The 21988-nt window shown below is 37.1% G+C and carries 15 protein-coding genes; 13 read left to right on the top strand and 2 right to left on the bottom strand.

Annotated features, from left to right (window positions below; all coding sequences use genetic code 11):
* Nucleotides 1-147 precede the first annotated feature (147 nt).
* From lspA to CEG13_RS09450, 13 genes are all read left to right on the top strand, one after another.
* Nucleotides 148-624, top strand: a complete 477-nt coding sequence (gene lspA / locus CEG13_RS09510) for a signal peptidase II (protein ID WP_100011647.1) — start codon at nucleotides 148-150, stop codon at nucleotides 622-624.
* Between the two features lie 310 nt (nucleotides 625-934).
* On the top strand, nucleotides 935-1315 hold the full coding sequence (locus CEG13_RS18590) for a hypothetical protein (protein WP_143469662.1): 381 nt from the start codon (nucleotides 935-937) through the stop codon (nucleotides 1313-1315).
* Between the two features lie 75 nt (nucleotides 1316-1390).
* Nucleotides 1391-3580, top strand: coding sequence for an AAA family ATPase (locus CEG13_RS09500; protein ID WP_100011645.1), 2190 nt, complete (start codon nucleotides 1391-1393; stop codon nucleotides 3578-3580).
* Entirely contained in the window at nucleotides 3577-4860 is a 1284-nt protein-coding gene (locus CEG13_RS09495) for a hypothetical protein (RefSeq protein WP_100011644.1), read from the top strand. The genes CEG13_RS09500 and CEG13_RS09495 overlap by 4 nt, the downstream gene beginning before the upstream one ends.
* Before the next feature lie 311 nt (nucleotides 4861-5171).
* Nucleotides 5172-6224, top strand: a complete 1053-nt coding sequence (locus tag CEG13_RS09490; protein ID WP_100011643.1) for a tetratricopeptide repeat protein — start codon at nucleotides 5172-5174, stop codon at nucleotides 6222-6224.
* A 204-nt stretch (nucleotides 6225-6428) separates the two neighbouring features.
* On the top strand, nucleotides 6429-7670 hold the full coding sequence (locus tag CEG13_RS09485; protein WP_239984613.1) for a M20/M25/M40 family metallo-hydrolase: 1242 nt from the start codon (nucleotides 6429-6431) through the stop codon (nucleotides 7668-7670).
* 231 nt (nucleotides 7671-7901) lie between these two features.
* Nucleotides 7902-8204 carry a hypothetical protein gene (locus CEG13_RS09480; protein WP_143469661.1) on the top strand — a complete coding sequence of 101 codons (303 nt, stop codon included), beginning with the start codon at nucleotides 7902-7904 and terminating at the stop codon, nucleotides 8202-8204.
* Nucleotides 8205-8275: 71 nt separating this feature from the next.
* A complete protein-coding gene (locus CEG13_RS09475) occupies nucleotides 8276-9100 on the top strand; it encodes a CBS domain-containing protein (RefSeq protein WP_100011640.1) in 825 nt (274 codons plus the stop codon).
* A 99-nt stretch (nucleotides 9101-9199) separates the two neighbouring features.
* Nucleotides 9200-12475 carry a helicase-related protein gene (locus CEG13_RS09470; RefSeq protein ID WP_100011639.1) on the top strand — a complete coding sequence of 1092 codons (3276 nt, stop codon included), beginning with the start codon at nucleotides 9200-9202 and terminating at the stop codon, nucleotides 12473-12475.
* Nucleotides 12472-13203 carry a DUF4391 domain-containing protein gene (locus tag CEG13_RS09465; protein ID WP_100011638.1) on the top strand — a complete coding sequence of 244 codons (732 nt, stop codon included), beginning with the start codon at nucleotides 12472-12474 and terminating at the stop codon, nucleotides 13201-13203. The genes CEG13_RS09470 and CEG13_RS09465 overlap by 4 nt, the downstream gene beginning before the upstream one ends.
* Nucleotides 13200-15062 (top strand): site-specific DNA-methyltransferase, encoded by a 1863-nt coding sequence (locus CEG13_RS09460; protein ID WP_239984612.1) that lies wholly within the window; start codon nucleotides 13200-13202, stop codon nucleotides 15060-15062. The genes CEG13_RS09465 and CEG13_RS09460 overlap by 4 nt, the downstream gene beginning before the upstream one ends.
* 16 nt (nucleotides 15063-15078) lie before the next feature.
* A complete protein-coding gene (locus tag CEG13_RS09455; protein WP_100011636.1) occupies nucleotides 15079-18066 on the top strand; it encodes a restriction endonuclease in 2988 nt (995 codons plus the stop codon).
* A 144-nt stretch (nucleotides 18067-18210) separates the two neighbouring features.
* Complete coding sequence (locus CEG13_RS09450; RefSeq protein WP_100011635.1) at nucleotides 18211-18492, top strand: hypothetical protein; 282 nt, start codon at nucleotides 18211-18213, stop codon at nucleotides 18490-18492.
* A gap of 118 nt (nucleotides 18493-18610) precedes the next feature.
* On the opposite strand, the gene CEG13_RS09445 is transcribed toward CEG13_RS09450, so the two are convergent.
* Nucleotides 18611-20068, bottom strand: a complete 1458-nt coding sequence (locus tag CEG13_RS09445) for a 3'-5' exonuclease (RefSeq protein WP_100011634.1) — start codon at nucleotides 20066-20068, stop codon at nucleotides 18611-18613.
* 18 nt (nucleotides 20069-20086) lie between these two features.
* Complete coding sequence (locus CEG13_RS09440; protein WP_158234668.1) at nucleotides 20087-21925, bottom strand: ATP-dependent helicase; 1839 nt, start codon at nucleotides 21923-21925, stop codon at nucleotides 20087-20089.
* Between the last annotated feature and the right edge of the window lie 63 nt (nucleotides 21926-21988).

Here is a 21988-nt window from a genome sequence, read left to right as displayed (position 1 = left end):
GTATTTGGACGATAAATTTAGATGAAAGAAAAGGTGTCCCTCCCGTAGTTATGGGCGGACATCTGCTATAGTAGGAGTATGTGGTAAACACAATGAACAAAGTGGACTAGTAATGAAGAAACCGACACACCCAAAAGCAAAGAAAGTGTGATTCCTATCCTTTTCTATAGCGTTACTATTCTAGTCATTTTCATTGATCAACTATCGAAGTATTGGATTCGTTCCCAGTTAAATGTTGGAGAGACGATGGAGGTTTTGGAGGGTGTGTTAAACTTTACACACATTCAAAATAGCGGCGCTGCTTTCGGATTATTTGAAGGGTATGGCCGTCTGTTTGTTCCCGTTGCCATCATCATTGCGGCAGCATGTATTTATATGCTGAAGAAAGGCCATATAAATGGAAAGCTTTTGGAAACAGGGATTGCACTTTATGCAGGTGGTGCCATTGGAAACGCAGTTGACCGAATTTTATTTAATCAGGTAACAGACTTTATTGATTTCTCCTTTCGCGAAGGAATTCCTAATTTGGCGGATTATGCGCTTATTTTTGGTGTGGTTTTGATTTTTATAGATGCCACTATCCTAGAGGCTTTGAAAAAGAGGAAGACAGCGGATCAGAATTAAGATGCTTAAAATTTATTGTAAGGTCTTTGAACAAGAGGAACAATTCTCCCAGTAAGAAAGCACAATGATTGACGCAAAACATTTGAAAGCGCTTAATAAACGAGTGAGAATGGGATGGTACAAATTGACTCAATTAAATTTAATGAAGTTATTCGATGGATATGTAAAAAACTACCATACGCTTAATCTCTCGGTTCAACATGGTAGACATCCATTTACAATGAATGAAATAGAGTACTTTTCCAGACTGGGATCAATGTTGGGTTATCATCCATTTACCGAGGACACAAATGGTGGAGCGAGTAGGGCAATGGATTTGTCATGGTGGGGCAGTTACGATAATGAGTATTGGTATGATCTCATTTTACACTTGGAGCGAGAGAACCTTTATAACAAAGATGAGGAGACATTGGATAAACTCTTTTGCGAACGTGAAAACATGCCCGACAATGTAATAGGAATCATGAATGTCCGTAATCGATCCAGAATTGAAGAATTAGTTAATATTGCAAAGGCAACATGCGGAATCGATAATGCCTTGCTTGTATTTAGGACGAATTCCACGGGTAAGGGTCAAGTTTATTTTGATGAGGTTCATGCTTATTTGCTTAATCAATCAGTGGTAGCCGAGACGAAGGTAGCATACGTTTCTGACATCCATGGCACGTTGCATATGTATTTTGAGGATTAAAGCTATGGTGTAGTTTTCACCCTCTCATTTTGGTATCTTAATAGTAAGACACTACATAAAAAGCAGGTGGAGTAATTGGCTGTTAACTACAAATTAAAAGAAAGTGAAAAACAAGCAATTTACGGTGCTGCGGAAAAATGGAAATATAATTGCTTATTGGACGACAAATCATTGATATGGGAAGGGGAATCTATTTGGACTGTAGAAAATATGAGTAGATTTAGATCTATTTTTATTGAACGTCCTGATGAACCAGGTGACTCCTTCGACGATAAGCTAAAAAAGCAGCTGAGCAATGAATCTGAAGATGTTTATAAATTTGTCATTGAGTTATTGTTCATTTATTACTTATTTCCATCTAAAAAAGCCTTCAGTTATAAAACAAAGATACGCAAACTCGAAACAATCGCCTCATGGAAAGATATTGAAATAGATACTTCATTACCTGTATTTAATGCATTTAAAAAAGGTATAGGGATGCCTGGTGTATTCTATAGTGCAAGTAAATACTTTGAAGTATCATTCCTGTTCTCTTTTGCTGAATATTTGAAGATTCAACTGATAGAGAAACGAAAAGTAATTCTGGAACAACCGGAAAAGTTAAAACAAGTAGCAGAAGAGGTTCGTTCTCAAGTAGGAAAAAGAGTGCAGATGCAACATATTATCCTCCACCTTTTATTGCCGGGATATTTTGAACGAATTGCAAGTTGGGGCCATAAAGAACGTATAGTTAAGGCCTATGCTAATTTAATTGAAGATGGTGAAACCAATGATTTGGATAAGCAATTATATATTATCCGTGAAAAACTGGAGGACGAATATGGAACTGACCAAATTGATTTTTATGAAACTCCCGGAATAGCTGAGATGTGGCGGACATCTGCATCAGCTAGTAAAGAGAAGTTAAACAATGAGGAAGAACAGATCGACGACACAATTTTAATCAAAATCGGTGTAAGTTATAAAGAAGATATGTTATCCGTCGAGCTTTATAATGCCACAAGCCAAGCCTGGAAGCTTAGTAAAAGAAAGCTGGAATCTGGTAATTTGCGCTATTTTTGTGCGGTATATAACAATCAAATCAAAGAGGTATACGAATTGAAAGATTATAAAAAGAAAGGAGAACGGTACGCTTTAGAGGGCACAAAGGCGGACAAGCAATTAAGGAATAAACTACTTAATGTGGACGTGAGCCAAATACATACAAGTGCGGGAAACCCTATTAAATATACAAGTATTCAGCGTCTATTAGATAAGGGAGTATATGATGCCGAAGAGGTTAAAGAAACTTTGGGCAATAGAGTACAAATTCCAACCGTAAATTTTGATGTGGAACCAGTTGAAGATGGACTGGTATTTGAAAACATCGATGTTCTCATGGATCAGGTGAAGACAGCACTTCAATATGGTAAGCATATTATATTAACCGGACCGCCTGGCACAGGGAAGTCGAAACTGGCTAGCAGAATATGCAAAATGTATGATGTTAATTCGACCATGGTAACTGCAGCATCAAACTGGTCTACTTATGAAACGATCGGCGGATATTTTCCTGACAAAGAAGGGCACTTATATTTCAATGAAGGTATATTCTTAAATTGCGTCAAGGATAAAGTAACGAACAAGCCAAAAAATAACTGGCTTATTATAGATGAAATCAACAGAGCTGATATTGATAAGGCATTTGGTTCGTTGTTTTCTGTATTAACAGGGGACGAAATTACACTTCCGTTCGAATCAAAGAGTGGCGAAATGATACAAATGAAACCACAGGGGACAAAAGTTGCTGTAGAGCCGAAAGACCATACCTATATCATCCCAAAAGACTGGCGGATTATTGGAACGATGAACACGATAGACAAAGCTTCTTTGTACGAGATGAGCTATGCATTTATGCGGCGGTTTGCATTCATCCCAGTGGGTATTCCGAAAACGATCACGAATGACCTGATTGAAGAGTACCTGGAAGTATGGGACATGGAAACATATCCAAATGTAGAAACGCTGACAGCCATCTGGAAACTTATTAATGCTTACCGGAAAATAGGACCGGCTATTATTAGGGACATTGCCATGCATACACAGGATAATGATGATTTCACTTCTGCTATCATCCTGTACGTATTGCCGCAATTCGAGGGTCTTTCTGTTCATAGAATAAAAGAGTTTATTGCACAGGTAACAGAAGATACAGATGCAGTAATTGAAAAAAGTCATCTTGATGATTTTGCTAATGATTTTTTCGATGTGGGTGCATTTGAATGAAAATGAGTGAAGAAGAACTGCTTGAAGAAATCTCTGGTTATCTTCATGGGTATTTGAAATCGGGGTTCTTGAGTATCAATTCATTTTTATCAAAAATAAATGTGAATATAGCCAACCTGGAACAACTGCTGATCCTTCGTTTTTTGCTGAGAACAGAAGCGAAAGATTTTGTAAGGGATTTGCCTTTATTACTTAAACGTTTCAAGACGACAACCAATATGAAAACAGAAACTTTTATGGGGGAAGTGAGAGGGCAGATTGATTGGGATCAGACGACAAAAGAACGCTTAGCGCGAAATTATAAGGATAGAACTATATTTTCGACAAATGAAAATGTTCGCTCTTATAATATTCCTGAAAATCAGATCCTGAAAGAATTGTTAGGGGTATTCTACAGCAGTTTATTTAAGAATGAATATATTGCAGGGTTTGAGAAAACATCTTGGTTCAAAGAATGGCAGGAGTTAAAATTAAACATTCTGCATGCGTATAAGAGGAATATTTATTTGCAGCGAGTGGATGAGGTGCGTGTTTCAGATCGAGTTGTACAAAAAATGGTAACTCATCGTAACAAGCTTTACCGTCAAGCGGCAGAGTTGCTTTTATCCTATCGCAGGTTAGTGGATGGTTTTTATAGTGAAGAAGATATCAGGACCCTGCTTCGTGAAACATTTATCGCACCGGACAATAAGGATGTTTTGATAGAGTTGTATTGGATTATCCAACTGATAAAACATAGTGCAGCGGAAAGTCAGCTGCATCTCATGGATGGGTCGCAAAGTATGGCAGCCTCATGGAATAAGGAAGACTATGTTTATAAGCTTTATCATGATTCTGTTGGCTCTGGTACAGTATTGTTTCGTATTGCCGGCAGTGAGATTAAAGAAAGTGACAATCTATATCTGAAGCAAAAATTCCAATCAATGAAAACAGCCAATGAAATAACGGAAAAGATATTCGGTAAAAAGAAATCCGATGATTTATGGCGAGGGCGACCAGACTTCCTTTTGGAGATAGTTGATAAAAGAACAGATGAACTTGTAAAAATAGTAATAGGTGAAGTGAAAAATACAGCTAGAATGGAATATGCGATTACTGGGCTGGAGGAGTTGCTGGATTATCTCCATTTTGTAAAAGATCGCAAGGGGGCATACATGCTTGATGGGAATGTTGATGTGAGTGGAATGCTTTGTGTTGGGGATGTGGAGGTAAAGGGTGATACAGAATTGGATATGGTTCGCATTGTAAGACAAGGGGACTTCTTTAATTTAAAAGTATAGTTATTCATGGTAGAACTGCACATGATACAGTTTAGTAAATTTCTTAGTAGAAGAAAGGGCAAGAGAGTTTTTAAATTAACATCTCTTTTTCTCGTGTCTAAAATCTTGGGTCCATTATAAAGAGATGCCGCTAGGTGGATGCTTACCCTATCTGTTGAGTGCATGAAGTCACAAAGTGGCAACTCGTAATCTAATGGTCAATATATGCCGGAACTCAATTATCACCTCATCAAAAATCTACTTTAGTTTATGTAGTCGTTTTAATTAGAAATAATGTGCTTTTAAAAGTAAAACGAAAGAAGGTCTGAAGCATGTCTTTACGAACGAAGACAATTCACGAGCTTTTTGATTTGGAAGTAGAACTTGTTGAGTTGCTGGAGGAGGAAACGTATAACTACCATTCTGAAGTCATATCCGTATATGAAGAACTCTACAAAAGAATTAATGCTGATAATGAAAATGAATATGGTTCAAGCTTATCTTATATCAAAAAGAAACTCATTTTTTATCTAGTCCATTATGGAACTTATTTGAAAACACAATATCAAAAAGATGACCGCGTAGCTGAATCAAGCCTAAGGAGAGCCCTCAAGTATGACAGGAAAATTCCGATTGCTCATTATCGTTTAGGCTTTTTGGATTATAAAAAGAAAATCTATGTGTCGGCAATTCTTCATTTCCGGAGTGCAGCTAAATATCATGATGTCTACAGTAATTCCGAGTACAGACTTACGAATCAGCAGCTGTACAATACGCAGATGTATCTAACTAATAGTGCGCTACATCTTGCGGAAGAAGCTAATCAAGCGCTGCAGGATTTAGATAGTGGAATTTATATGGATCATGCACCTAAGCTTAAGATGTCCTCACTATATGAAGTTATTCAACAAAATGAAGGATATTTGGAAGCTAACGCTTTTACAATGGTAACCCCAGATGGAAAAAGCCGATGTACGAAGGAAAAATGTGAGGACATTGCCATTGACGAGAGTTTGCTGGACACAATTATTCTTTATTTTTCCGATCGCGAGCACTTCCTCATTTATAATGGAAAAGATATAAAGTTATCCGTGAATCAAGCTGAAATGCTGCGATACTTCTTGCTGAATACAACGGAGCAATCTCCTGCTACTAAGAATCACTTTTCGGAGATTTTTTCAGTTAATGATAAAACTGGCGAAATTCCTAATAACACATTCACACAGAATGTGCGCCGATTGGAGAGAAAAATGGGAGAGAAAGGTGTACCTGAAACAGTTATTAGGAGTGATTCATTAAACAATGAGCCTGTATATTTTTATACACGTTCCATACCTTACATCATCATGCATCGCATTGATAGCACGTTTATATTGGATCAATGACATGGGTGTCATCCGCTTTTGGAGATACTTTATTCACAAATCAAAAGGGGATGATCTTTTATGAAAACGTGGGATCAATTATTTGTTCGGCATGGGTGGAAGCTGCAGGAAGAAGCGGTAAATGTTTTTAACTGTGAAATGGAAACGAAGGGGAATTTGGCGTTCCTAATAAGTTGTCTGGAAAAGGCTAGAGTATCTTACTGTGTGGAAGATAAAAACTTGGTTCTTGCAGAAGAACCTATTGGTGAAAAGGAATGGATTCAATGCCTTAAATTTCCGAATCGGGGAAGAGTTGAAGGTCTGTGGTTCGAACCGGGCCAGGAGGAACCAAAGATTGAGGAGCTGGACACGTATATAAGCGGGGTCGTGCGCCAGTTAAATCGACTTGGGTTTCATACGACAGGCTCTTGTGATGGGCATGAGCGAAGGGTACCTCATGTCTTGGTGACGAAGGAAAGAGATATCAATCAGATGGCAGAGCTGCTTTTTGCATTAGGAATGAAACGGGTATACCATCGTGAACAGCGAGATTATTTTCATGTTTCTTTGCATTTAAAGCGAAACGAACTGCTTGATTTGGCTGAAAAAATGAGTGTCATTGAAGAAAATTGGCTTGAGTTAGGAATAGAGTATATCAAAGAGCAGATGTTTTACATTTCACTTGAGCAGCTCTTATCAATACCTGGAGAAAGCGGTAATGAAAGCCAAGTGCGTGAATTTGTGAAAGATAAGCTCCACCCCTTTGTAGATTTTATTTCAACCGATCGACATGGAAATATACTGGCTGAAAAGACATATAAATCAGGAAGTGACCCAACCATTTTACTGAATGCTCATCTGGATACTGCTTTTGAAATAGAATCTGACCGCAAAATTATAAAGGCTGATACGATATGGTCAAGTAACAAAGGAATACTCGGAGCGGATGACAGAGCCGGTGTAGCTGTACTGCTAAACGTTGCGGAGTATCTGGTGAATTCAAACTTTAGTGGTAAGGTGAAATATATCTTTACGGTAGAGGAAGAGTCTGGCCTTGTAGGAGCACGCAATATGGATGAGTACTTCCTATGGGGAACAGGTGCGGCAATTGTTGTCGATCGCCGTGGTAAAGGTGATATTGTGACATCGTGTGGTGGATCCATTCCATTTTGTGATGGAGCGTATGGGGAATTCTTTGAAGAAGTAGCTGCAGGGGAAGGTTTGACTGGTTGGAATTGTACAAATGGCGGTAGCAGTGATACGAGAATCTGGGCAGAACATGGCATTCAAAGTGTTAACCTTTCTGTAGGGTATATGAATGAACATACGGATGAAGAGTCTTTGGATATTGAAGCAGCCTATGAAACCGTGGAGCTGATTAAAGGTGTATTTAATAATGTGAAAGGCTTGCGTCGTGTGATGCGGGAAATTGAAAGGAAAGAACTTGTAATGGAGATTACAGGCTAGCATAAGCTTTACAGTATTATCATCGTATGGTTATTAAGAGTGAACGAGAGTACTAGCTCAAAGAATTCACAGAAATCTGCTCCTTCCACAAAGGCATGGCTTTGAATGATAGCAAACGGTTGGCGCCCTTTGTTGCAATCAATTGCGATGAAGGGCTTTTCCTAAATAAAATTCAATATTGATAAGAAAGGATGTTGAATGATGAACAGCAGTGGGTGGATCAGGGGTTATATGTCAAAAAATCTAAAGGCTGAGGAATTCTTGCTTCATGTAGGGGGTAATTGTGTTGAACGTCAGTTAAAAGAATGGGATGACAATTTTGAGGTTAATATTATGAAGTTCAAGGATTATGTGTTTGTTGTGAAAAATGGTGAGAAATATTATGAAATGACATTGAGTGAGGAGGATGTTGAGTCACTGAAGAACCGGAGTCCATATGCGCTTGATAGGGAGATTTGGATGGAGTTGAAGGGGCAGGGAGTGGCTGTTTTTGATGGGTATGGGGATTATTTGGAGAGGGTGCTTTATGTATAGTGATAGCAAATTCCAAACCTTGTTATTGATAGAAAATAAAATATAAATTATTCATTGGAGGCGAATCTATTATGATTGTAAATAAAGAAATCACACCGCACAAAAGCTTACGTAATTTATTTGAAAAAGATATAAATGTAAATCATATATCAGAAGATATGAAAACATTTAATTCTAATGATTCTATAAACCAGGCATGGGAGTATATGAATAAGTATGACTTCGATAACGTTGGGGTAGAAGAGGATGGGAAAATTATAGGGTATATTGATTATGAAGACTTAGAAAAAGAAAGAAGTAATAAATGTGGGGAATATCGAAAAGATTTCATTCCAGGAGAAGTCGTATCAGATACTACACCACTAATTAATGCTTTATACCTTTTTAAAGGGACCAGCCGAATTTTTGTGTTAGAAGGGAATAAAGTCACAAAAATAGTAACAAAATCAGATTTTCAGAAAACGCCGGTGCAGCTTTTGTTATTTGGCTTAGTTTCCATGGTGGAAATGTATTTACTAAAATTAATTAAGGGAAATTCGACAAATAGGTCTTGGAAAGGTTATTTGGCAGATAATAGAATAAAGAAGACTGAAGAAATATACAATCAACGAAAACAGTCGAATGAAGAAATTGAGTTGATCGACTGCCTTCAATTATGCGATAAACGAGATATTATTTTAAAAAACGAAGAAATTCTTCCTCTACTTCCATTCGGCTCTAAAAATAAAGGTGATAAATATTTTAAAAAACTTGAGGGCCTTAGAAATGATTTAGCTCATGTACAGGATTTTATGAATAATTTTGCTTTAGCAGAATTAATTATATTAGTTGAGCAAACGGAAGACCTTTTACGTAAGTGTGAAAAGTTATTAGCAAAAGCTAATAATACACAGTGATTTAAAAGAAGAACAATTTTGTTCTATATTTCTAAAAATGGTAAGATAGACTTAGTACACTCTTTTCATTGATCACAAGTTATATAGGTGGCGAGCGATATGGATTTCAAAATGGTAGATAACAAAGGGCAAAACACCCTGATAAATATGCTGAAAGCTGAAATAAAAGGCGGGTCAAAAGTTGCAATCGCATCTGCTTACTTCAGTTTGTTTGCTTACTATGAATTAAAGAGGGAACTGGAGAAGACCGGGGAATTCCGTTTTCTATATACAAAACCAACATTTTATAAAAAAGAAACTGAATTAAAAAGGCAATATAGGATCAGTCAGAATCAGGAAGAAACAGCAGAACTGCCTAAATTTGATGGTAATCATTTTGAAATCCAGTTGCGAAACAAAATGATATCGAACCATATTGCTGCAAAGGCGACAAAATGGATAAAAGAAAGAGCACAATTCAAAACAATTATTGGTGAAACACAGTTTCCGAAAGAACTCCTTGTTGAACAAGCAGACGGAAAAGAAAGCTTGTCTTTGCAATCCGAAATTGAATTCACAGCGGATGGCCTTGGCATTACGGAATCAAATCGCTTTGCCAGCTTTCCGGTTGTGTTGAACCATGCTGAATTAATCAGCCAGTCCATGAAAGAATTTGATCAAATATGGCATGACGAAGAGAAGGTACAAGATGTAACAGATGAAGTACTTAATCAACTTAAGTTCATTTATAAAGAAAACTCCCCTGAATGGCTTTACTTTGTGACATTGTACAATATTTTTTCAAATGTATTGGAAAGTCTTGATGAAGAGAAAATTATTAAAAAGGGAACAAACTTCAAGAACACAATTATATGGAATAAGCTTTACGCTTTTCAACGTGATGGGGTTGTTGGGATTATCGACAAAATTGAAAAGCATAACGGTTGTATTCTTGCTGACAGCGTTGGACTTGGAAAGACTTTTTCCGCACTTGCTGTCATTAAATATTATGAGTTGAGAAATGATCGTGTTCTTGTTCTGAGTCCGAAGAAACTAAGGGATAACTGGACAGTGTACACACAAAATGATAAAAGAAATGTGCTAATTGATGACCGCTTCAATTATGACGTACTGAATCATACGGATCTTAGTCGTGAGGGTGGACACTCTGGGGAGATTAATCTTGATATGGTCAATTGGTCCAATTATGACCTAGTCGTTATTGACGAGTCACATAACTTCCGCAATAACAATCCGCGAAAAGATCGATTAACACGATATCAGAAGTTGATGCAAGATATCATTAAAAAAGGGGTTAAGACAAAGGTGCTTCTCCTCTCTGCTACTCCGGTCAATAATAAAATGAGCGACATTAAAAACCAAATAGCCTTTATTACGGAGGATAAAGATAACACTTTAAACAATGATGGTATTGAATCAATTGAACATACATTAAAAATGGCACAAACCGTTTTCAATCAGTGGTCGGAATTGCCAACTGAAAAACGTACAACAGAGAACTTCCTCGATATGGTTGATCCGGATTACTTTCAGTTACTTGACTTACTTACCATAGCCAGAAGCAGGAAGCATATTGAAAAATATTACGGGATTGAGGAAATAGGTGAATTTCCTCAACGGTTAAAACCTGACAATATGAAGGCAGATATAGATAACCGTAAAGAGTTTATAGAGATGGATGAGGTAAACGAACGGATTGAATCATTGACATTTGGCATCTATAAACCAATGAATTATATTCTACCCGCCAAGAGGAAGCATTATGAAGAATTGTACGACACAAAAGTCGGAAGAGGTTCAGGGGTGTTTAAGCAAACAGACCGCGAATCTGCCGTAGCGTCTTTAATGAAAGTGAATATATTCAAACGTTTGGAAAGCTCCATTCATTCATTTAATAAGACGCTTGAAAGGCTTGTTCGTAGACTGGAAGAAACAATAGACTTACTTAAAAAAAATAATAGAACCTATAGTCCAGGATCCTATGTTACTGAAGATATCGAGGATATGGATGATGATGCAATCGAAGCAATCACTGTAGGAAGTGAAAAGATTAAAATCAAGTTATTTGATATCGACCATGTGAAATGGCTGGATGATTTGGAAAATGATTTAAGCATCTTGACTGAATTACTCTCACGTTCGTCTCAAATCATTGCTAGCAGAGATGAAAAATTAGATATGCTAAAAGGATTGATCCAGAAAAAAATAGAAAACCCAATCAATCATGGCAATCAAAAAATCATCATATTTTCTGCATTTGCGGATACAGCTAAATACTTATATAAACAACTGGCTGATGAATTGAAGAAAAGTGGTTTACACACAGCGCTTGTGGTAGGTTCAGGTGAGAATAAAACAACATTAAAAGGAATAAGAACAAAGGATATTAATGATATTCTGGTCAACTTTTCACCGATCTCTAAAGAACGGGATAATATAGCTGAAAAGCTCCAAGAAGAAATCGATATAATGATAGCAACAGATTGTATTTCTGAAGGGCAAAACTTACAAGACTGCGATTATCTTATTAATTATGATATACATTGGAATCCTGTCAGGGTGATTCAGCGGTTTGGAAGGATTGATCGAATTGGCTCACGAAACAAGTATATTAAGCTTGTAAACTTCTGGCCAAATATGGAAATTGATGAATATATTAATTTAGAAGATCGTGTAAAAGGACGAATGAAGATATTAAGTACATCCGCAACAGGGGAAGAAGATATACTCGACATTTCGAGCAAAGAAATGCACGATATAGAATACCGTCGCAATCAGCTAAAACACCTTCAGGATGAGGTAGTCAACCTAGAAGATGTCTCAGGGGCAATTTCCATTACTGATTTGACTTATACGGAATTCAAAAGTGATTTAAGCGTTGCCCTAAAGGAAAATGGAAATGATTTACAGAAAGCCCCGAAAGGCATGTATGCACTTGCAACAACTAAAGAGTTTGAAGATGCAAAACCAGGGGTTATTTTTTGTTTCCTGCAAACAGAGAATTTTGATATGACTAATAACAGTTTAGCACCGTACATTTTATTGTATTTGACAGAAGAAGGAGACGTTCATCTCCATTTCACAAATGCAAAAAAGATTCTAGATTATTATCGAAAACTTTCACTTGGGGTGAACAAACCCTTTAAAAATTTAGTAAAACAATTCAATGAAGAAACTAACGATGGAGAAGATATGCAGCGATATACTGACTTGCTGCAGCAATCTATTGATATAGTAAAGGACAAACAAGACAGTGATGCATTTGAAAGTTTTTTCTCACCCGGAGGGACTTCGACTTCCATGCAGACAGACATACAGTTGGATTTTGATGAATTGGAGCTTATCTCTTTCCTTATCATTAAGGAGGAGACATGATAGATGAAAAAGAAACTCTGCAAGCACTTAAACTACCAAGAGAAACTCATGTTCAGCGCAATTTTCCATTCAATAGATTGGCTCCCCAATTAACATCAGAAAATATGAAGCTTTTTCAGAAGACAGTAGAGACGCATGGTGTTCGCTTACTTGCAACGGTCAACACAAAAACAACAAACATACCAGTATATGAAGATGAGGAAACAATTTTTCAGGAGATACATTTTTTTCAAATCAAGATAAAAGACCTAAAATGGGTAAAGCGGGTTTATAGAATAATAGCAGAAGCAATGCCCTATCCCCTGCTAATTCGTTTTGTTACAAGAAGCGAAACTGTATGGATAGGAGCAATCCATCAAAAAATTGCAAAGTCTGGCTTACTTAAAATGCAGAAGTGCTACACCACCAATCCAAAGATTAATGAACGCGTGTATTTGAAAAGCTGGGCTTTTGCTCAGATTGACACGTATCATCTAAAAGCATTTTATGAAAATCTCCTTCATCAAATGGTACGAATCGAGTTGAGTGAAACGTATGGATCTAATACTGGACCGGGCTTGGAGAAAAGTACCACTCGTTTAGAAGCAATCAAAGCACTGGATAAAGAAATTTCCTCTTGTATCACTAAAGCCAAAAAGGAAGTTCAAATGAATAAACGGATTGAATGGCAAATGAAAGTAAATGAGTTAAAAGTGAAGAAAGAAAAATGGATCAAGGGGGAAACATGATGGACAACAATCGCATTCCGTCAAGCTCGGCAGATTTGATACAGGATAATATTAAAAAGTTGAAAGAACTGTTTCCGGAAATCGTCACTGAAGGAAAAGTCGATTTTGACATGCTGAAAACGGTGCTTGGAGAAGAGGTGGATGATCGGGATGAACGCTACAGTTTTACATGGCATGGAAAAAGGGCATCACTTCTAGGATCCCAGCAACCCTCCAATGAAACTCTCCGACCAGACAAAGAGGCCAGTAAGAATTTCGATACAACAGAAAACCTGTATATTGAAGGGGATAATCTTGAAGTATTGAAGCTTCTGCAGAAATCGTATAACGGAAAAGTGAAGATGATTTATATAGATCCACCGTATAATACTGGGAATGATTTTATTTATCATGATGATTATAAAGAAAATATCCAAAATTATTTGGAACAGACAGGGCAAGTTGATGGTGAAGGGAGAAAAATGGCCACTGAGATAGAAGGCGGTGGAAGAAAACATACTAGATGGCTGAATATGATGTATCCGAGGTTGAGGTTAGCAAGGAAGCTACTAACTGATGGTGGGGCTGTTTTTATTTCAATAGATGAAACAGAAGTTGCCAATTTACGGAAAATTTGTGATGAGGTTTTTGGAGAACCAAATTTTATTACTAATATAATATGGAAGCATACACAACAAAGCAAGAATGACGAACCGTATTTTTCCAGGCATCATAATAGTATTTTAGTGTATAGAAAATCACCAGAATTATCGAAAATAAGAGTTTCGAGAACTGAAGAAGATAATAAAGCATATTCAAACCCAGATAACGATCCAAAGGGAGATTGGAGAAGTGGTGACGTTAGAAGTCCTAGTTTAAGAGAGACTTTAAAATTTAATATTAGGACACCAAATGGTAAATTAATTGTTCCACCAGATAATGGTTGGAGATGGTCGAAAGAAACTATAGAGAAAAAAATACAAACCGGTGAAATTATTTTTTCTTCTGATGAGTCTAAGATTATAAGAAAGATATATTTGAAAAATCAAGAAGGGCGTACACCAGAAAATGTTCTTTTTGGTGATATCGTTGGTACTACTCGTGAAGCAAATAATGAACTAAAGGAGTTATTTTCAAAAGTACCTTTTGACACTCCGAAGCCAACAAGACTAATTAAATATTTAGCAAAAATGATTAGTGGGGATACAGATGGAAGCATTATATTAGATTTTTTCTCCGGTTCCGCAACAACTGCCCATGCTCTTATGAAACTAAACGCTGAAGAAGGGGTAAATCACAAATTTATCATGGTGCAGCTGCCGGAAGAAATTGATAAGAAGTCGGAAGCTTACAAAGCAGGTTATAAAAACATTTGTGAAATTGGGAAGGAACGAATCCGCCGTGCTGGTGAGAAGGTAAAGGAAGAACATCCTGAAAAGGCAGACCGTTTGGATGTTGGCTTTAAAGTGCTGAAGCTGGATAAATCAAATATACGTGAATGGAACGTTGATTTTGAGGAATTGGAAGATCAAATTACCGCTTTTAATAATATGTTTGTATCGGGGCGTAACGAGCTCGATGTTGTATATGAGATCATGCTCAAGTATGGTCTTGAATTAACCTATCCGATAAACACCTTTCAAGTTGAGGAAAAGAACATATATGATATTGCATTCGGCAATTTATTTATTTGTTTGAATGAAAATATTGACACAACAATTGCCCAAGCAATTATTGATAAACGGAAGAATTATGGCATTGAAACAAGTACTGTCGTGTTCGCAGATTATGGTTTCAAAGGAAACGATTCCGAAAAATTGAACTGTTTTAAACTGTTACAAGACGCAGGTTACCAAGATGAACAGCTCATGTCTATATAGGAAGGGGGTAAACAAATTGCAAATTCAATTCAATAAACTCGACTATCAGGAGGATGCAATTAGATCGATCACACGTGTATTTGAAGGACATCAGATCCGTCAGTCGCGATTTACAATTACAAATAATGACCCTCAGGGAAATTTATTTACTGAATATGGTATCGCAAATAACATCATTCGTAATCCGGCAAAGATGTTGCAAAACGTCGAGCAAATCCAGATAGATAATGAGATTCCAACGTCTGATAAACTCCCAGAACCTTTTCCACAGTTCAATATTGAAATGGAAACGGGAACAGGAAAGACGTTTGTGTATTTGAAATCGATACTTAAACTGAATGAAATTTATGGATTTAAAAAGTTTGTCATCGTTGTTCCATCTGTAGCCATTCGTGAAGGAGTCATGAAGACGTATCGTATAACCAAGGATGTTTTCCACCCCATACTGATGGAAAAAGGATACAATGCGTTTTCTTATGACAGCTCGGATCTTGGAAGTGTTTTAAATTTTGTCCAGAATGACAATATCGAAGTAATGGTCATCAACATTCAGGCTTTTTCCAAAAGAGAAGATAAAAAAGGAACAAAAAATATTATTTATCGTAGCGATATTGAGTCAATGGGCGGGGTGGCTCCGATTGATTTGATCGCGGAAACGAATCCGATTGTAATTATCGATGAACCGCAAAGTGTTGATAATACTGAGAATGCCCAAGCAGCTATTAAAGCGTTAAAGCCAGCTACAGTATTTCGTTATTCCGCAACACATCGCCAAAAAAGCTATCCACTGCTTTATAAGCTCGGCCCAGTGGAGTCTTATCACCAGCAGCTTGTCAAACAGATTGAAGTTGCAGGCATACGGAATGATTCTTACGGTAATGATGCTCATATTCGGCTAATTAATGTTAAGTCCTTAAAATCTGGCATCGCTGCAACGGTAGAGATGTACGTAAAATCCAAAAATGACGTTATAAAAAAAGAAGTGAAACTGAAACAAGGGGACGAGCTTTACATAAAATCAAAACGAATTGCTGCTTATGAAAAGGTCGGTTTTGTGCAAAATTTATCTGCAGAGCCGGGAAATGAATATATCGAGTTTTCCGGAAAGCCTTCACTCATCCGCCTTCGCGATATGTATGCGATAGACAGCCAAGTGAAACGAGGGCAAATTCGTAAAACGATTGATGAACATTTGAATCGTGAACTTCGTCTGAATAAGCAAGGGATTAAAGTTTTAAGTCTTTTCTTTATTGATAATGTTGATAATTATAGACAGTACGATAAAGATAACAATCCCTTACCGGGAGAGTACGCACAAATATTTGAAGAAGAATATGTCGATGCTTTGAAGAACCCACGTTATAAAGAATTACGAGATTATCATGTACCAGTAAATGAAGTTCATGATGGGTACTTTGCTGCAGATAAGAGCGGAAAGAAAATAAAAAATACCACTGGCTCAAGTGCTGATGATGAAACAGCTTATGAAATTATCATGAAAGACAAAGAGCAACTTCTTACTTTTTATGATGAAGAGAAAGGACAGACAAAACGGTCAAATAAACTTCGGTTTATTTTCTCTCATTCTGCATTAAAAGAAGGCTGGGATAATCCAAACGTCTTTCAAATTTGTACATTGATAGAATCTAAGGATACGATTACAAAACGCCAGAAAATAGGGCGTGGTTTGAGAATTGCTGTCAATCAAGAAGGTGACCGTGTACCAGGATTCGATGTGAATAAATTGACAGTGATGGCAAATGAAAGTTATGAAGAATTTGCTCGTGGGTTGCAGCAGGAGTATGAAGAAGATGGTATGACATTCGGTGTATTTGAGGATGATATATTCAGTACAATTATTATAGACTATGATGAAGATACAGGATTGAAAAAAGTGCTCGGCAAAGAGAATTCGGAAAGACTTGTTCGCTTTTTCAAGGATAAGGAATATCTGAATAAGCAAAATAAGGGCACGGAAACATTGGCACGCGCGATGAAAGCAGGGACATTGGAAATACCGGATGATATTGCTACGATTAGCGATACTATCTTAGGGCAAATTAGTGATCGGATCCAGATGCAGTTTGACAGTAGCAAAGTCAATATAAAAGACCGCGGTGAAAGAGTAACGGTCAAAGTGCAGAAAGAGGCATTGGCAGAACCATTCCTTGAATTATGGGATAAAATAAAGTATCAGACAACATATTCCTTGAATTTTGATACGGGGAAATTTATTCAGGAGGCGGCTGCGACCTTGTCAGAGGATTTAGAAGTCCGGGTTGCTAAGCTGCAATATCACAAAGCAGAACTCGAAAACAAAGCTTCTGGTATTGAAGTAGCAAAAGAAAGCTATGCCAGTTTTGCAGTATCGGATGCACAATATAAAGAAGCTCCTGACATCCTATCTTATTTACAAAATGAAACGAATCTGACACGCCGTACAATTATCGAAACGTTAAAACAAAGTGATACATTACGCGATTTTAGGCGCAATCCGCAAATGTACATGATGGAGACAGCGCGCATCCTGAATGCGGCAAAGAGGGAAATGATGGTCGATGGAATTAAATATGAACGAATGGAAGAGGGCGTTGTCTACGACCAGAGTCTTTTAGTAAATGATGAACTGATAGAAAGCTATACTGGTGATGTAGTTAAGTCTGTTGATGCAAGAACGATATACAATTATACGGTATGCGATTCTGGAGTTGAAAAGAAGTTTGCTGAACAGTGTGAGCAGGATAAAGACGTAAAGTTCTATATTAAACTGCCATCATGGTTCAAAGTTGCAACACCACTTGGTGATTACAACCCAGACTGGGCATTGCTAAAAGAAGAATTCGGTAAAGAGAAACTCTATTTTATTGTGGAAACAAAAGGCGACACTACAAAACAAGAACTTCGGCCGAATGAACGAGCCAAGATTCGTTGTGGTGAGAAACATTTTGAAGCTCTTGATACAGGTGTGGAATTTAGGAAAGCTTCGGAGTATGCGGGGGTTTAGGGGGTTTGGCTTCATTATCGTAGGGTGAAACGAAAAAATGATCCCGCACATATGTAGAAAGCTTAGATTTGAAAGCTTTATATAATATTAGTAACAGGACGAGGAAAGAAATAGTTGCGCAATCAATCATGAGAGGAGACTTCTATGGACATTTCAAAAAAATACTCTCAGAACAAAATAGTTGAGGTTTTAAAAGCATATTTATATGAATCTAAAAGCCACAGACAAATACAAAGTGAAATCTTGAAAATGGATGCGCCACCCCGCGGTGGGGGATTCGAAGCCATGATTATCTTACACCACTATGGAATATCCGGGGATAAAAAAGGGATTCTTGCCAATTCTGATATTGATGAACAATATTTGCATGCAAAAGATAATTATAAAAGAGGGCTTGACTTGATAAGGCGTTATACTCAAGGTTAGATCTCTGGGTCCTGTATTTGAACAATACCGTAGAAGGGGAATGGATTACAAACTTCCCTTTACCGGTATTGTTCAGATAATAATAAAGGCTTGAACACCTATGTAAAATCCGGATTTATCATTCTAAATTTACTGTTTCATAAAGCTCCGGAATAAGATCGTTCACAAATGGTGAATATTCTTTAACTGCTATTAGTAATAATGTCTTTTTAGCTCTTGTCATAGCCACATAAAGCTTTTTTCTTTCTCTGGACATAAACTCTTCTTGGTCTTCACCAGGAGAAAGGTGTTTATATGGAAGTTTCCCTTTTGTCAGACCTGTGATGATGACATGGTCGAATTCCAGACCTTTTGAGGAATGAAAAGTAATCAATTTTGCTCCGGGCGAAATAAAGTCTGCTTCATCTTCTTTTACTTTATATACTGGGACACCTCTTTCATCTAATAATTTGCCAAATTTATCAAGTTTATCATGGGAGGTCGCTATAACGCCGATAGTATCGTCCGGGTAATTACTGCGAATTTTAGATACTTGCTCAATAATTGCTTGTTTTTCCATACTCATGTCAGGACTAAACATCAATTCAGGCATTTTACCTTCTATTTCTGGTAAACTTGCTTTTTGGTAATCAGGGTCTTCTACATACAGTTTATCTTTTTCCTGAAAGTTATTAGCAAGTTCGATTATCTGTTTTGTCGAACGGAAAGTCTGTTTAAGAAAGCGACTGCGATTTCCCATAACATCTATACCGGCCTGCTTCCAGGTAAAAGTCCGGCGGTATATCTGCTGACCCTTATCCGCACCAACAGTCACGCTTTTTTTACTTGTGGAACTGATTGCCTTTAGTTGCATTGTAAATAGGTCTTGGGCTTCGTCAACTAAAATATGATCAGGTCTGAGGTTGTCAGGTATCTGATCGTTTTTCTCAACTAGGATTCTTGCGAGATCGTCTCCGTCGATTCCCTGATGCCTTGGATGGTTTTTCAGTAATTCATTATACTTCTCAAGAACATCATAAATCGTTTGACGATTTTCCTTTGTAACTCTTATATCACCACCTCTTCCTGAGCGTTTAACATTTAAATATTTTTCTCTTGAAGTTATCCCCGTACCTTTTATCCACTCAATTTCATCACATAGAAACTCTAATAGTTTCCTGTTTTTATGTTTTTCAACGTTCATATTGGGGAAGCTGGAATTTTTATTATGTTTCTTAACAATATTTTTAGCAAAGTTTATAGTGTTTTTCCTGTTTTCTCCTAAGATGAGACGTGTGTATGGATAATCAGTTTTTTCAAGTAACTCCTGCCCCCATTGGTGAAAGGTTTTGGCAGATAATGACATATTATATGTTTTGAGTGCGAGTTGGCCCATATAATTGGTCAAGGCTCTGCTGAATGTTAATAATAGTATTGATTCTTCCGGGTTTATTTCCGCAAGATAACTGGCTCTTGCTAGTAAAATAGTGGATTTTCCACTACCTGGTATACCCTGAATAAGTAAGTCGCCCTCAGGTTTAAATTGAACACAGTTTTTTTGGGGAGTGGACAATTCAGTCTTCGATTGGTGAATCATAGTTATTTCACTTCCTTCTTAGAAAAAATCCATCAGCTTTCTTAATTCTTCTTTTTGCCTGGCTTCTTCGTTTTCTAATTGCTTACCTGTCTTATCGATTACATCTTTTTCTTTATCTTTAAATTGCTTATCTCTGATTTCTGATTTGGCAGAATGATATTGTTCGTAAATAACATCTGATTGAAGACATTGTTCCATAAAACTTTGCTGAAGTATGCCTTTTTGGCCAAGAATGTATAATTGGTCCTTCGCTCTTGTTAAGCCAACATAAAAAAGGCGGCTTTCTTCTTCAATATCCGGCCGGCTACTGTGGGGAAACTGTCTGTCTCCTAAATATAAAATAAAGACTACCGGATATTCAAGCCCCTTGGCGTCATGAACTGTTTTTACAATGACATCTTGATTTTCGTTTTCTTCCTGCAAATCTTCTACAGTATCAGAGGATTCTACTACGTAATCTATCAAGTCGTCTGTGTCTTTTGCCCCTTGTTTCATAGCATCCCTAACAAAAGAAATCAATTTTTCATCCTCATTTTTTTTAATAAGTTTTGAAATGATATCCTGCACTGGTTCATCTTCATAAATAAATGAAAGGTTATTTACCTGTTCCAGTAATGAAACATTCCTTTCTTTATTCGTATGCGTTGCCGTATATTTGATCCCGGCCCTTCCTAATGCTTCCATCACCTTTTGACCTTGAGGAGAGTACTCAGAGTTTTTTCGGTATAAAACACATATATCAGACAATCCGTAATCCCCATTTTTAGTAAGTTCAATTATTTCTTCAGCAATATAATTTGTTGCCAAGTCAATGGAATGTGTTTCTACCACCGCGGGCTTAAAGCCTGTTCTGGCGTTATATGAAACAATATTACTTTCTTTTATAAAATCATTTGCCAAGGCAACCACTTCACTGGTTGATCGATAATTATGGATAAGTTCAACCTTTGAGAAATCGCTTGGTGATTTGTTGCTGAAATAATCGGCAAACCTTTTCATGTTCAGGCTATTAGAACCGTTAAAGGTATATATTGTCTGATTTGGATCACCAACAATTGTGATATGATGAGCTTCATTTATCAAGGAAAGAAGTAATTCTTCCTGAGCAAGGGAAGTATCTTGATATTCATCTATAAAAATATGGGTATAATTTTCCGCTATTTCATTGTATGTTTTTTGTTTCAATTGTAATAATCTGATAGCTTCGGTTATTAATCCCTGATAATCGGTAATGTTTTTGACCTTTTCCAATCTATTTATTTTGGTCCAAAAAGTCTTAAGTTCATTCCCTTTTACGAGTATGCGCCCTTGTTCGTAAGTAGTTACTGAATAAACACTGTTATTGTTAATTTCATTGTAATTATGGAGAGGATGGTTCTCCAGACGACTTCCCTGCCTGATCTGATTGTAGGCAGCAGATAATGCTTTGTTTACAGCTATTCTGTTTGCGTAATCGTTACAAAGTCCTTTGGTCAGAGAGGGATCCAGATTAATAAAATCTTCTGTTTCCATTATTTTTATGCCGTTGCGAAAACGGGACTCTCCGTGGTGAACGCCATATTTTAGAATACGGTGGGCAAGGCTGTGAAAAGTTAATACTGCAGGCATTCCACCATAACCAATAATATCGGAGAACTCGTCCAGTTTATTTATTAACTGGCTTTTGGCAGACCTGGAGAAAGAGATGCCAAGTATTTTGTCAATATCAATCCCCAGTTCACTTTGTGTATAGAGGATTTTCGCGGCTAAAGTTTTTGTTTTACCAGTGCCCGGACCGGCAATTATTTCCAGGAACTTCCCGTTAAACACAACGGCATTTCTTTGTTCTTGATTCAGTTCCAGAAGTATTTTATTCATTTTGAACATCCTTTGAAAAGAGGTGATAAAAATTTCTTCTAATTTTAATAATATCAAAAAAAG

It is taken from the genome of Lentibacillus sediminis, from assembly GCF_002763455.1.
GTDB classification, from domain to species: Bacteria; Bacillota; Bacilli; order Bacillales; family Amphibacillaceae; genus Lentibacillus_D; species Lentibacillus_D sediminis_A.
The sequence above is the reverse complement of the archived record's forward strand: the minus strand, read 5'-3'. Positions and strand labels throughout refer to the sequence as shown.